Source organism: Centipeda noxia ATCC 43541, from assembly GCF_000160555.1.
In the GTDB taxonomy this organism is placed as follows: domain Bacteria; phylum Bacillota; class Negativicutes; order Selenomonadales; family Selenomonadaceae; genus Centipeda; species Centipeda noxia.
In genome coordinates, this window is the sequence record NZ_GG749278.1 from 117,854 (window position 1) to 131,872 (window position 14,019).

General features: G+C 58.3%; 12 protein-coding genes. 1 reads left to right on the forward strand and 11 read right to left on the reverse strand.

Annotated features, from left to right (window positions below; translation table 11 throughout):
* Nucleotides 1-12 precede the first annotated feature (12 nt).
* The 11 genes from HMPREF7545_RS00620 to gap form a co-directional block, all read right to left on the reverse strand.
* Entirely contained in the window at nucleotides 13-1,275 is a 1,263-nt protein-coding gene (locus tag HMPREF7545_RS00620; protein ID WP_006693720.1) for a PTS galactitol transporter subunit IIC, read from the reverse strand.
* 45 nt (nucleotides 1,276-1,320) lie between these two features.
* Nucleotides 1,321-1,584 (reverse strand): HPr family phosphocarrier protein, encoded by a 264-nt coding sequence (locus tag HMPREF7545_RS00625; RefSeq protein ID WP_040571064.1) that lies wholly within the window; start codon nucleotides 1,582-1,584, stop codon nucleotides 1,321-1,323.
* 256 nt (nucleotides 1,585-1,840) lie between these two features.
* Complete coding sequence (locus HMPREF7545_RS00630; protein WP_006693722.1) at nucleotides 1,841-3,142, reverse strand: hexokinase family protein; 1,302 nt, start codon at nucleotides 3,140-3,142, stop codon at nucleotides 1,841-1,843.
* A gap of 2 nt (nucleotides 3,143-3,144) precedes the next feature.
* A complete protein-coding gene (locus HMPREF7545_RS00635) occupies nucleotides 3,145-4,488 on the reverse strand; it encodes a hemolysin family protein (protein ID WP_006693723.1) in 1,344 nt (447 codons plus the stop codon).
* Nucleotides 4,489-4,571: 83 nt separating this feature from the next.
* Nucleotides 4,572-5,675 (reverse strand): DEAD/DEAH box helicase, encoded by a 1,104-nt coding sequence (locus HMPREF7545_RS00640; protein WP_040571103.1) that lies wholly within the window; start codon nucleotides 5,673-5,675, stop codon nucleotides 4,572-4,574.
* Nucleotides 5,676-5,692: 17 nt separating this feature from the next.
* On the reverse strand, nucleotides 5,693-7,825 hold the full coding sequence (locus HMPREF7545_RS00645; RefSeq protein WP_006693725.1) for a DNA topoisomerase III: 2,133 nt from the start codon (nucleotides 7,823-7,825) through the stop codon (nucleotides 5,693-5,695).
* Nucleotides 7,822-8,181, reverse strand: coding sequence for a YkvA family protein (locus HMPREF7545_RS00650; RefSeq protein ID WP_006693726.1), 360 nt, complete (start codon nucleotides 8,179-8,181; stop codon nucleotides 7,822-7,824). The genes HMPREF7545_RS00645 and HMPREF7545_RS00650 overlap by 4 nt, the downstream gene beginning before the upstream one ends.
* A 124-nt stretch (nucleotides 8,182-8,305) precedes the next feature.
* Complete coding sequence (gene gpmI / locus HMPREF7545_RS00655) at nucleotides 8,306-9,862, reverse strand: 2,3-bisphosphoglycerate-independent phosphoglycerate mutase (RefSeq protein WP_006693727.1); 1,557 nt, start codon at nucleotides 9,860-9,862, stop codon at nucleotides 8,306-8,308.
* Nucleotides 9,863-9,972: 110 nt separating this feature from the next.
* A complete protein-coding gene (gene tpiA, locus HMPREF7545_RS00660) occupies nucleotides 9,973-10,722 on the reverse strand; it encodes a triose-phosphate isomerase (protein WP_006693728.1) in 750 nt (249 codons plus the stop codon).
* A 28-nt stretch (nucleotides 10,723-10,750) separates the two neighbouring features.
* Nucleotides 10,751-11,944, reverse strand: a complete 1,194-nt coding sequence (locus tag HMPREF7545_RS00665) for a phosphoglycerate kinase (RefSeq protein ID WP_006693729.1) — start codon at nucleotides 11,942-11,944, stop codon at nucleotides 10,751-10,753.
* Between the two features lie 178 nt (nucleotides 11,945-12,122).
* Nucleotides 12,123-13,136, reverse strand: coding sequence for a type I glyceraldehyde-3-phosphate dehydrogenase (gene gap / locus HMPREF7545_RS00670; protein ID WP_006693730.1), 1,014 nt, complete (start codon nucleotides 13,134-13,136; stop codon nucleotides 12,123-12,125).
* A gap of 215 nt (nucleotides 13,137-13,351) precedes the next feature.
* On the opposite strand from gap, the gene HMPREF7545_RS00675 reads away from it, so the two are divergent.
* The gene (locus HMPREF7545_RS00675) at nucleotides 13,352-13,996 is read left to right on the forward strand and encodes a class II aldolase/adducin family protein (protein WP_006693731.1); all 645 of its coding nucleotides are present in this window, start codon (nucleotides 13,352-13,354) and stop codon (nucleotides 13,994-13,996) included.
* The last annotated feature ends 23 nt before the right edge of the window (nucleotides 13,997-14,019 follow it).

Below are 14,019 nucleotides of genomic sequence, written 5' to 3' on the forward strand. Positions count from 1 at the left end.
GCAGCATCTCCTTTATTTTCCGATCAACTCGCCCAGCTTGACGAGTGCCCATCCTACGGGCGTATTGTAAGACGATACCAGATTGCCCAGCTCCGTCGAAGTCACGTTGCTCGGCAGCCTCACATTCGCCCGATCTGCCGCTGTTCCGTAAATACCCGAGAGACTGCTGCCCGCATAGAGCGCAATCGTCACGATAAAGAGCCCTGTGATAAAGATGCGGAACATGTTGCGCTTGCAGAACGGTGCCACCATGGAGATAACGAACACGATCGATGCAAGATCAACAAACGGCAGCATGCGGTTCCCCGGCAGAATGATCGAGATGAAAAGCGCAGCGGGAATGAGCAGCAGCCCCGTTGCGATAATGCACGGCTCACCGATCAAAAGCGCTGTATCCATTCCGATGTTGAATTCCCGCCCCGGGAAAATTTTCTTCAGCACCGTCTCTGCCTGATCGCGGACAATCATAACACCCTCGACGGTAATCTCTACCATTTTCGGCAGGAGAATCATAACGGCGGCCACTTGAACTGCGAGGAAAGCGCATTGTCCGACGCCCCAGCCCGCAAGGACACCCATACCTGCCCCGAGAACCGTAGCGAGTGTGATCGGTTTTCCAAGGACGCCAAGCTTTTGAATGACGCCCTCCGGACTCAGATTAATCTTGTTGAGTCCCGGTATCCGTTCAATGACGGCATTGACCAAAATACCGATGGGAACGTAGACGCCGCATGTAGCATGAACAAAGGCTACTCCTTTGATATTGTACATTTTTTGAATCGCCGGAGCAGTTTTATCCGCAATGATAAAGGCGATCAGATAGAGCGTAAGCGATGCTGCCGTCCCGAGAGCCAGGCTGTCTGTCTCATAGTAGACCATGGAGCCCGGCAGGAGAATCAGCCAATAATTGAAAATATCAATGTTTAATATCTGGGTTTTCTTGAGTGCCAGGAGCACCATGTTTAAAATGATGGCTCCCGGCACGACCATCGGGATCAAGGGCGAAGACCATCCGATCGCAGCACTCGTCGCCCACCCCGCATCAATGACGGTCAGGCTCGCACCGAACCGTTCGACCATATCCTCTGAGGCAGGTCCAAGACTGTTCAAAAGCATGGATACGATCAGGTTAATACCGGTAAAGCCAACGCCGACCAACATTCCCGCTTCGAAGGCTCTGCCGACAGACAGTCGGAAACAGATCCCCAAGATAAAGAAGATCACAGGCATCATGACAGTCGGCCCCAACGCCAAAATTTCATTCAAAAAGTCCATGATTCTCACCTCGCTGTCAGAATTTCTTACCCGATTTTCCAGGTCCTACTGGTAAATCTCCTTCGCAGCCATCATTCCGGCCAAGGTGTACACCGCCGCCGTTTCTTCTTCACCGGAGGCTTCAACTGTGACCTCAGTACCGCATGTGATGCCGAGCCCCATGATTTGCAATACATCCGTCGCCTTTGCCGTCTTGCCGTTCGCATGAAGCCGGACATCTGCCTGAAACTTCGACGCTCTCTCGGCAATCAATACAGCGGGGCGGGCATGGAGGCCGGAGGTATTTGCCATGGTGATGGTCACTTTCATCTTTTTCACTCCTTTCGTATCGGAGTCCGCAGCCCTACGGTCTTCCGACAAATAAAAAACGGTATTAAGAGATAGGCGGCGTACACCTCTTCCCATAATACCGAATTCATCTACATACTTCAGCAGTCAAACTATTTTGTTGTCAAAAAACACTCCTTTTCCCTAATTGCTGTAATTTTATCACATCTCGAAAGAGTGCGCAAGAAGAATTTTTAACATATGATATAAAAGAAACATATCATGATAAACATTTCTTTCATCTCTGTTCTGCACGCTCCGTCATCGCCGCTGCGAGCGCGGCCCCGAGTCCGGAGCCGCCGACGGCGAGGATGGTGTCGACCTTCGGCGCATCAGCGCCGAGGAGTTCAAAGAAGGCCCGTGTCAGATTCTCTTTGACAAGCGGCATCTTCTCATACACGGCTCCGTCAACGGCGATATGCTGACGGCGGATCTCGCCGCTGCCGGCGATTTGCCACAGGGTACCGACAAAGGTTGCTGCGATGAGCCGCACAGACCGTGCGACAATAGAGCGCGCAAGACCGCGCACGCGCACGGCATCCTCCGCGGAGAGCATCTCGCCCGTCACGGTCTCGACGATCGTCGCTGCTGCCTGCGCTTTTTCTCCCGTATCCTCAAGCATGCGGCTCAGATCAATACTTGTAAAGTCATATGCTCTGCCCGCTTTGCCCATGAGCTCCGCAAGCGCCATGCCGAAGAGTGCCCCCATATAGCGTCCGGCAACCATCTTCTCAAGCCGCTGCTCTCCTTTTTTCTCGGACACTTCATCGAGCGCGGCATCAAAACGGTTCGGGAGGAGTTTTCGAAAGCCGCCCGACTCCATATTGATGATCATCGGCGGCTGCGCCATGCCGACATACGGCTCGAGATAACAGGTATTGTGCCCCGTCGCGTAGATAGCGCCGATCTTCGTATCCCCGTGAACGTAGGCAGCAGAGAGGAGAACGGCAACTGTGTCATTGATGACGGCGTTCGGCGTGACATTCGTCAGCCCCTGCCGCACGAGCGCTGCGCGCAGCAGCTCGTTTACAATCTCCCCCTCGACGCCGCGCGCCGCAAACTCCTTCGTCCATATGATGAGCCGCGCGTCGTTGATATTCGTCTGACTGGAGGGGAAGGAAAATGTATGCCCGAGGAGATATGGGGTCACATGATCGGCAGAAACGGCCTCATTGACGAGACCGGCAAGGAAGTCAAACATCTCCTCGCCCGTCGCCTGAGCGCCGATGAAATCATAGACACCGTCGACCTTCAGCGGCTTTGCCACGTGGGAAAGGACTTCATATCTGCCGTTTCCCTCGAGGCGGTAGAGGAGGACGCGCACGTTTGTCCCGCCGAAGTCGAGCGCGAGGTAGTCGCCGCGCTCCTCGCCTGTCGGCAGGCCGAGATAGGACGGGAGCATGCGCAGAGAGGAGTCGGGCGAGCCCGCGAGCCCGAGCCGCATATCCTGGCGAAAATCTGCCGCAGCCTCGCGCAGATGCTCCGTATCCACCGCAAAGGCGGCAAGTATCTCATCGTAGAGCGCCTGGTCGAATGCCATATCTACTCCTCCTCGGTTGCCTCCGTCTGTTCCTCTTCCTCCGACACCGTATGCGGCAAATGTACGAGTACGCGCGTAATGCGTATGCCGTCGACTTCCTCAACGTAGAACAGTGTCCCTGCATGCGCCGTCATATGTCCCACGCGCGGTGCCTCGCCGAGCTGATCGTACAGCCAGCCGCCGATGCTGTCCACATCCTCGTCCTCAATGCGCACGCCGATCAGGTCATCGACCTCCTCGAGCAGGAGCTTCGCATCGATGGAGCAGATATCGCCTGCGCGCCACTCCACGCTCTCGCGTTCCTCATCGAACTCATCGCGAATATCGCCGACAATCTGCTCGATGATGTCCTCGATCGTCACCATCCCCGCCGTGCCGCCGTACTCATCGACAACAATCGCGAGCTGTGACCCCTGCTCCTGCATCGTGCGCAGAAGCACGCTCCCGTCCATGCTCTCGGGCACGACGAGCGCTTTGCGGATATAGCGGCGCAGGTTCAGGTGCTCCCCGCGCACCAGAGGCGACAGCAGGTCCTTTACATGGATAAATCCGATGATGTGGTCCTTGTCCTGATAGCAGACGGGATAGCGCGTCTGCTGCTCCTCGAGAATCGTCTTGATGCGCTCCGCCGGCGTATCGTCGAGGTAGAGGCAGATCATATCCGTACGCGGCACCATGATCTCACGTGCATTGAGTTCCGTGAAGGAAAATACGTTGTCGACGAAATCTGCTTCCGTACTGTTGATGAGTCCCTGGCGATAGCTCTCCTTCATCAGGAGGCGGATCTCCTCCTCCGTATGCGCATCCTCGTTCTCGCCCGTCACCCCATAGCCGAGACTGCGGCTGATGCGGTTCGCCACCGTGTTCAAGATCCAGACAAAGGGCCGCATAACACGGCTGAAAAGCACCATGGGAAACGCGATCGCGAGCATGATACGCTCCACGTTCGCAATTGCCATGGATTTCGGTGTGAGCTCGCCGAGCACAATGTGAAGCGAGGTGATGATCGTAAAGGCAATCGCAAGCGCAGCGGTATGACCAACTTCATCGGGCAGCCCCACGCTCTGGGTAACCGGCAGAATGAGCACAGCGATCGCCGGTTCGCCCACCCAGCCGAGCCCGAGAGAGGCGAGTGTAATGCCGAGCTGCGTCACCGAGAGCGACGAATCAAGATGCTCTGTGAGCTGCTTGGCGTATTTCGCGCGGCTGCTCCCCTCCGCGATGAGCGTCTCCAGGCGCGAGGTGCGCATCTTCACGCAGCAGAACTCGGCCGCGACGAAGAATCCGTTCATAAAGATCAGAAAAATGACGAGCAATAAGTCCAGCAATGTGGGCAATATGTCCACGAGGTATGTCCTCCTTCGAGAAACGAAAGGAGCTGCAGCACTGCTGCGTCACAGCTCTCTGTGTATGGGTTCTGCCGCCGCGCTCAGCCGCGCGGCAGACGGTGCAGATCCATCTCCATGCGTACGGCAAGCGCCTTGAGCTTGTCGATTTCCTTTTCATCCGTGAGTGAGATGACTGCTCCCGCCTTTCCCGCGCGCGCCGTTCTGCCCGCGCGGTGACGATAGGTGCGCACGTCCTCGGGCAGATCGAGCTGAACAACGTAGTCCACATCCTCGATGTCGAGTCCGCGCGCCGCAAGATCGGTTGCGATGAGGAGTTCGGCGCGGCCCGCACGGATGGCATCAAGAGCCGCGCGCCGCTGATCGCGCCGCTCCTGCCCGAGCAAGGCGACTGCTTTGATCCCCTCATAGCGCAGTTTATCAACGGCATGCGCCGCATCGAAGCCGCGCCCGACAAAGACAAGTCCCCGCCGGATCGGCAGACGGCGTGTCAATTTTTGCACTGCTCTTATTTTATCACGAAACGATACAATATGATAGTAGTTTTCATACGTGTTCTGCTGCGCTTCCGCACGGATATGGCGCGGCGCAAAGAGCCCCTGCGCCGCACGTACCGCCGCCGCTCCCGCTGTCGCAGAGAGAAGGAGCGCCTGGCGCTCCGGCGGCAGAAGGCGAATCACGCCGCGCACATCGTCAGCATGCTGTTTGGAAAGCAAGCGATCAAACTCATCGAGGACAAGCAGCTTCACACTCATGAGCTTCAGTTTGTCGAGCCGATGAAGCTCCAACATACGCGCAGCTGAGCCGACGATAACCGCGGGTTTCTTTTTGAGCGCCTCGATCTGCCGTTTGATATTGGCTCCGCCGATGAGCGCCTGCACGCGGATGGGGAGCTCAGCCGCCTGTGCTGTCTCGCGTGCGACATCCGCAATCTGCATGGCGAGCTCATGCGTCGGTACGAGGATCAGCGCCTGTATCGAGCGCAGTGAGGGATCAATGCGCGTGAGAAGCGGCAGAAGGTAGGCGAGCGTCTTGCCCGTCCCCGTCGGCGCCTCGCCGATCAGATTCTCTCCCGCATACGCAGCGGGAATCAGAGCCGTCTGTATCTCCGTCGGCACAGTGATGCCGCGTTTTGCGAGAGCCACCGCAAGAACCTCCGGAACACCGAGCGATGCAAATGTCGTCATATCATTCTCCTGCGCAATCATTTGAAAAAGAGCGCATCCATCTCCGCCTGTTCATCCGCGGTCGGCGTATAGCTGCGCCCCGCAGACATGACGCCTGCGGAGGAGGAACCGTGCACTCCCGATCCTGCACGCGGGATGTTCCGTCCTGCAAAGTCCGGCTTGCCGTTTGCATCGTTCGCCGTCATGCGGCACTGGGGGAACGCGGAGCATCCCCAGAAATCACCGTGTTTTCCCTTTCGTTTCAGCATGACACCGCGTCCGCAGGCGGGGCAGGGAATGCCTGCGCCGCCGCCAATCTTTGCTGTACGCGCAGCATTGCAGAGATCGCGCGCAAAGGCCTCCTGCCCCGCAAGGAATTCTTCGGGCGTCCCCACGCCCTCCGCCATGGCATGCAGACGATCTTCCCAGATCGCCGTGGCATCGGGGTATGTCATCGTATCAGGGAGAGCGTCAATGAGGAGGTATGCCTCCGCCGTCGGCGTCAGGATCTTCTTCTTGCCTGCGGCGCGGAGAAATTTCCGACGGATCAGATCCTCGATGATGCTCGCGCGCGTCGCCTCCGTACCGATGCCGGAGACATCGCGCAGCATCTTTTTCGCTGCCTCATCCTTCACGTATTTGTGGATCTCCTTCATCCCCTGCAGGAGGGTGGCGGGGGTAAAGCGCGCAGGCGGCTTCGTCTGCCTCGTGCCCATCTCCGCAGATATATAGTCCGTATGGTCGCCCTTCTTCATCGGCGGCAGGACAGCGCTCTCCTCGTCCTCCTTCTCCGCATCTTCCGATTCCGATTTCCCCGTGCGGTACATCGCGCGCCAGCCCGCCGCGCGCTCTGTACGGCCGCTCGCGCTGAATGTTTCGCCGTGATAGGTGAGCTCGACCTTCGTCTGATCATAGACATAGTTCGGACGGAACTGCGCGATGTAGGCGCGCGCAATCAACCCGTAGATATTCCGCTCCGTCTTGTTGAGCCGCATGGGGTTTACGGGCACGGTCGTCGGGATGATCGCATGGTGCGCCGAGATCTTCTCGTCGTTCCACGCACGCGATTTCTGCGCCGCATCCGCTTCCTGCGCCCATACCGCAAGTTCCGAACCTTCGAGCGCGGCGAGATTGCCAAGGATTTTTGCCGCATCCTTATGCTGGCTCACGGGCAGATACTCCGCATCGGAGCGCGGATAGGTCGTCAGCTTCTCCTCATACAGCTTCTGCGCCGTATCGAGAACCTGCTGCGGCTCATAGCCGTACCGCTTGCCCGCAAGCACCTGCAGCGCCGACAGAGAAAACGGGAGCGGAGGCGGCTCCTCCTTTTTCTTGCGTTCATAGCGTGTGATCTTCCCGTCTTGGGGGTCATGTCCAAAGGCGTCCATTGCAGCACGCGCTGCCGCCTCGTCCGTTAAACGCCCCTCCGGATCGAGCGGCGTGCGCTCCTCCGACGGCTTCCACCGCGCGCGGAACGATTCGCCGCTCCCCTCATGCCGAAACACCGCATCGACGAGATAGTAGGTCGCGGGTTTGAAATTCTCGATCTCGCGCTCGCGGCGCACGACAAGCGCAAGCGTCGGCGTTTTGACCCGCCCAATCGGCAGCACCAGCCGCGCATGACCTGCCCGGCGCGCAGCGAGCGTGTAGGCACGCGAGAGGTTCATCCCGATCAGCCAGTCCGCGCGTGCCCGCGCGAGCGCTGAGAGCTTCAGCGGGAGGAAGTCACGGTTGTCCCGCAGGTCACTGAGCGCATCGTGAATGCTCTTATCGTCGAGCGCGTTGATGAGGATGCGGCGCACGGGCTTCTCATTGCCGAGATAGTCGAGCACCTCATCCACAAGCAGCTGCCCCTCACGGTCCGGGTCTCCGCCGTGTACAATCTCATCCGCACGCGCAATCAGTGCCTTCACCACGCCGAACTGCTGGGCAGCACTCTCATTGACAACGAGACGCCACTCGCCGGGCAGGATCGGCAGATCCTCCGCACGCCAGCGCTTTAGGTTCGGATCATATTCCTCGGGCTCCGCCTGGCGCAGGACATGACCGAACAGCCACGTTACCACGCCGCCGCCCGTCTCAATCCACCCCGTGCCCTTTCGATGCGGTGCAGGCAGGCACCCGGCGAGCGCGCGTCCGACGCTCGGCTTCTCCGCAATGTAGAGCCTCATGCAAACACCTTGCACAGTGCCCAAACGAGCAGGATCAGCCACAGGATCATCACAACGGATGCTGCCGCGAGCAGCCGCGTTCCGTATCGCGCAACGCGCCGCTCCCCCTCTGCGCGGGCCTGCGCAGGCAGCATGCGCACGAGCAGTGATGTCGCTGCCGGCAGAATGACCATATCATCCACTGCACCAAGTATGGGAATCGTATCGGGCACAATATCGATGGGACTCACGAGATAGAGCAGCGTCAGCGGGAATAAAATCTTCACCGCGCGCGGCGTATCCCGCCGCAGCATCGCAAACAGGAGCAGCGCAATATCGTGCCGCAGCGCACGCAGGAGCACCAAAAATCGCAGCATAACACCCTCCGATCATTTCACATAATTACTCTCAGTATATCATTCTGCCCGCACTCTTTCAAATGCAAATGAAAAAGGACAGATGCACAGCGGCGTCTGTCCTTGGCTTAGCTGTCAGCAAATTCTATTTGAGCGTGACGAGCGGCTTGCCCGTCATCTCCTTCGGGATGGGGAGTCCGGCGAGCGTAAGAAGCGTCGGTGCGATATCGCAGAGCGCGCCGGTGTGCACCTCCTTCACGCGGTCGGAGACCACGATGAACGGCACAGGGTTCGTCGTGTGCTTCGTGAACGGCTGGTTCGTCTCGTAGTCCCACATCTTGTCCGCGTTGCCGTGATCCGCCGTGATGCAGACCTCGCCGCCGACCGCACGGACGGCGGCGACAAAGCGGCCGACGCAGGCATCAACCGTCTCAACAGCCTTTACGACGGCAGGTACAACCCCCGTATGTCCGACCATGTCGCAGTTCGCATAGTTGAGGATGATAAAGTCATACTTGCGTGATTTGATCGCCTCGACCACTTTATCCGTGACCTCGATCGCGCTCATCTCGGGCTGGAGATCGTAGGTCGCGACCTTCGGGGAGTGGACGAGGATGCGGTCCTCGCCCTTGTACGGTTCCTCAACACCGCCGTTGAAGAAGAAGGTAACGTGTGCATATTTCTCCGTCTCGGCAATGCGCAGCTGCGTGTACCCGAGATCCTGTACATACTGACCAAAGGTATTGTCGATCTCCTCGGGCGGGAATGCCACGAGCGCGTTCATCCCCGCCTCGTACTGCGAGAATGTGGCAAACGGGATCTTCAGTGACTCATCGCGCGGGAATCCGTCGAATTTTTCATCGACAAATGCGTGCGTGAGCTGACGCGCACGGTCGGGGCGGAAATTGTAGAAGATCGCGCCGTCGCCGTTCTTCATGCCGGGATATCCCGCGACAACAAACGGCACGACGAACTCGTCCGTCACACCCTCGGGCTTCTCGCTCGTATCGGCATAGGAGGCGAGCAGACCGGCCACCGCCGTCTTTGCCGTGGTCTTTGCCTTCGCGTGTGCAATCGCCTCATAGGCGAGCTGTTCACGTTCCCAGCGATGATCGCGGTCCATCGCGTAGTAGCGTCCGCTGACCGTTGCAATCCGTCCGACGCCGATCTCGGCCGCCTTCCTCTCAACTGTCTCGAGATACTCCTGCGCGCTCTTGGGCGGCACATCGCGGCCGTCGAGGAACGCATGGATCCAAACCTCGGTCAGCCCCTCGCGCTTTGCGAGTTCGAGCACGCCGAAGAGATGATCGTCGTGGCTGTGGACGCCGCCCGGAGAGACGAGCCCCATGACGTGCAGCGCTCCGCCGCGCGCCTTCACCCCGCGCACAATCGTAAGCAGTGCCTCGTTCTTGAAAAAGTCGCCGTTCCTGATATCGCGTGTGATGCGTGTCAGCTGCTGGTAGACGACGCGGCCCGCACCGATATTGGTGTGTCCGACCTCGGAGTTTCCCATCTGCCCGTCCGGCAGGCCGACATACTCGCCGGATGCATTGATCTCATTGTGCTTGTATTTTTTCAGCAGGCCGTCGATCACCGGCGTCTTTGCCATTGCGATCGCGTTGTACTTGAGATCGTTCGGGTCGCCGTCGCCGAAGCCGTCCATGATGATGAGCGCCACAGGGGCGTTTTTAAGTTTTGCCATAATATTTAATTCCTTCCAAGAGTTTTCCCCTCATACCCAGATGGCGCTTCATTTCCGCCAAGCGAAAAATCTGCGCCACCGAAAGTGTCTCTATGGATCTGTAACGAAAATCAGAAGTTGACGATCGCCGCGAAATCCTTCGCCTTGAGTGCTGCACCGCCGACAAGCGCGCCGTCAACATTCGGCTTCTCCATAAGCCCCGCAATCGTCTCCGGCTTTACACTGCCGCCGTACTGGATGCGGATGCCCTCGGCGGCTGCTGTGCCGTACTTCGCCGCGATGGTCCCGCGGATCTGGGCGCAGACCTCCTCGGCCTGTTCGAACGTCGCCGTCTTGCCCGTGCCGATCGCCCAGATCGGCTCATAGGCAATGACGAGCTTCGCCACGTCCGCTGCCGCAAAGCCCGCGAGTGCCGCCTCGATCTGATACGCAACGTATGCAAGGTACGTGTCTGCCTCACGGATCTCCAGCGACTCGCCGCAGCAGATGATCGGCGTGATGCCTGCCGTATATGCCGCATGGGCGCGCCTGTTCACGCCCTCATTCGTCTCGCCGAAGTAGTCGCGGCGTTCACTGTGGCCGAGCACACAGTAGGAGACGCCGAGTTCGGTCAGCATCTCCGTCGAGATCTCACCCGTGTAGGCGCCGCTCTTCTCCCAGTGAACGTTCTGTGCACCGACCGCAATATTCGTTCCGCGAACCGCCTCGGTGACTCCCGCAAGCGCTGTCGCCGTCGGACAGACCACAACGGTCGCCTTTGCGTTTTGAACAAGCGGAGCGAGTTCCTTCACGAGAGCGACCCCCGCTGCGATCGTATTGTTCATTTTCCAGTTGCCTGCGATAATCGGTGTTCTTGCCATATGCTGTTCTCCTCTATGATCGTTCGTTTTACGCGTCCGCCAATGCCGCGATGCCCGGCAGTACTTTGCCCTCGAGGAGTTCCAACGTCGCGCCGCCGCCCGTTGAGATGTGCGAGATCCGGTCAGAGAGCCCTGTCTTCTTGAGTGCTGCGATGGAGTCGCCGCCGCCGACAATGGAGACTGCGCCGCGCTTCGTTGCCTCTGCAACGGCATGTGCCACAGCCTCCGTGCCCTTGGCAAAGGCATCGAACTCGAACACACCCATGGGGCCGTTCCAGATGACGGTCTTTGCGCCCTGCAGCGCCTTAACATACTCCTCCGATGTCTTTGCGCCGCTGTCGAGTGCCTGCCAGCCGTCGGGGATCTTATCCACGTCGACCGTCTTCGTGTTGGCATCCGCCGCAAACTTATCCGCAATGACGACATCGACAGGCAGGACAACCTTCACGCCCTTCTTCTCCGCCTTCTCAAGCAGTTCCTTTGCGAGGCCGATCTTGTCGCGCTCGCAGAGAGAATCGCCGATCGGATATCCCTTTGATGCGTCAAAGGTATGCGCCATGCCGCCGCCGATGATGATCGTATTCACCTTGTCGATCATGTTCTCGATGACGCCGATCTTGTCCGAGACCTTTGCGCCGCCGATGATGGCGACGAAGGGGCGCTGCGGTGCCTCGAGGGTCTTGCCGATGTAGTTGATCTCCTTCTCCATGAGGAAGCCGGCCACCGTCTCGAGATATGAGGTGATGCCAACGTTCGACGCATGTGCGCGGTGCGCCACGCCGAAAGCATCATCGACGGCAATATCTGCGAGCGCAGCCAGCTGCTTTGCAAATACCGGATCGTTCTTCTTTTCTTCCTTGTGATAGCGCAGATTCTCAAGGAGCAGAACCTCGCCCGGCTTCAGCGCCGCAGCGGCCTTCTCCGCCTCCGGTCCAACGCAGTCCGGAGCCCACTTGACCTCGTGTCCGAGGAGTTCCGAGAGACGAGCCATAATTGGCTTCGTCGAGAACTTTGGCTCGCGCGCCTCCGTCGGACGGCCGACATGACAGGCGAGAATGACCGCTGCGCCGCCGTCCAGCAGGTGGCAAATCGTCGGGATAGTCGCGCGGATACGCGTGTCGTTTATGATGTTCTGATGCTCATCCATCGGCACGTTGAAATCTGCGCGGACGAATACCTTTTTCCCCTTGACGTCAATATCACGAATTGTCTTTTTGTGCATATGTGCCCCTCCATAGAAGAAGTGCTGATAAAATGAAATGCGTCAAGATGACGGCGCTGCATCTACCAGTGCTTCCTAAAAAACGAGGTCCGGCCCAAACATCGGCCGGACCTCGAAAGATCGTATGCTGAGGAAATGCGGAGACCATCCGAATTTCCCTATATAACATTTTTACTTGTCAGCCGAGCTCCGCAAAGTACTTGATCGTGCGAACCATCTGGCTCGTGTAGCTGTTCTCGTTGTCGTACCAGGAGACAACCTGAACGAGCGTGTTGCCGTCGCCCGTGTCGCTGACCATCGTCTGCGTCGCATCGAAAACCGAACCGTAGGTCGTGCCGATGATGTCGCTGGAGACGATCTCGTCCGTGTTGTACGCAAACGACTCCGTTGCTTCCTTCTTCATCTGTGCATTGACCTGGTCAACCGTCACCTTGCCTGCAACCACTGCATAGAGGAGCGTCGTGGAGCCCGTCGGGGTCGGCACGCGCTGCGCCGAGCCGATCAGCTTGCCGTTGAGCTCGGGAATAACGAGGCCGATCGCCTTTGCTGCGCCCGTCGAGTTCGGGACGATGTTGACCGCTGCGGCACGGCTGCGGCGGAGATCGCCCTTGCGCTGCGGACCGTCGAGGACCATCTGATCACCCGTGTAGGCGTGGATCGTCGACATGATGCCGCTCTTGATCGGAGCGAGATCATTGAGCGCCTTCGCCATCGGTGCAAGGCAGTTCGTCGTGCAGGAAGCCGCCGAAATAACCTTGTCATCCTTCGTCAGACTCTTGTGGTTGACATTAAAGACGATCGTCGGGAGATCATTGCCCGCGGGAGCGGAGATAACAACCTTCTTCGCGCCGGCCTTGAGGTGTGCAGAAGCCTTGTCCTTTGCCGTGTAGAACCCCGTGCACTCGAGCACGACATCAACATCGTGCTTGCCCCAGGGAATCTGTGCGGCATCCGCCTGTGCATAGATATTGATCTTCTTGCCGTTGACTGTGATGGAGTCGTCACCTGCCGTGACCGAATCCGCATACTTATAACGCCCCTGCGTGGAGTCATACTTCAGGAGATGAGCGAGCATCTTCGGGCTCGTCAGATCATTGATCGCGACGACTTCATAGCCGGGAGCATCAAACATCTGACGGAACGCGAGACGACCGATACGGCCAAAACCATTGATAGCAACTTTTACTGCCATTGAAATACCTCCTGTTGAGTACTTAATGTACGCGCTGCGCGTCTTCCCGCTGCGCCCTTTATAACAATTTATATTATAAACCATTCCCAATAAAAGTCAAACTTTTTATCTCGCATGTGCCCCCAATTCGGTCGGTTTTATACATATGGAAAAGTACTTGCCAAATCCTGTGAACGTTCGCTAAAATAAGACATACAAACACGAGGAGGATCATTATGCTCGAGCAGATCAAAGAAGACGTGCGACGCTATGCTCTGCAGGCAGACCGCGAGGGTCTGTGCCGGCATCGCTCCGGGAATTTCAGCATCCGCGACGCCGAGAGCGGGCTCATCTGCATCACGCCGACAGGCATGGACCGCACGGAGATGACCGCCGACGACATTGTCGTCATTGATATGGACGGACACACCATCGAATCGCTGAACGAGCGGAAACCGACCAGCGAGCTGATGATGCACACCGCGATCTATCGAAGCCGCAGCGATGTCCGCGCCGTCGCGCACACGCACTCGCGTGCGGCGACCGCATTCGCCGTCATGAACAAGCCGATCCCTGCCATCGTCTACGAACTCTCCATCCTCGGCTGCAGAGAGGGCTATGTCCCCGTCGCACCCTACGGCCGCCCCGGAACAAAGGCAGCAGCCGAGAACGTCCTCGCTCCGCTCGCCATCGCCGATGTCGCCCTCATGCAGGCGCACGGCGTCGTTGCCGTCGCGGAGAACCTCAAAGAGGCGCTGCTCAAGGCAAGCTACCTCGAGGAACTCGCCGACATCTACTGCCGCTGTCTCACCGTCCTCGGGCGTGAGCCGGATACCATTCCGGCGGATGAACTCGCGAAATGGAAGTATCCGACGGTATAGCCCTTTAGCCTCCCCCGTCAAGA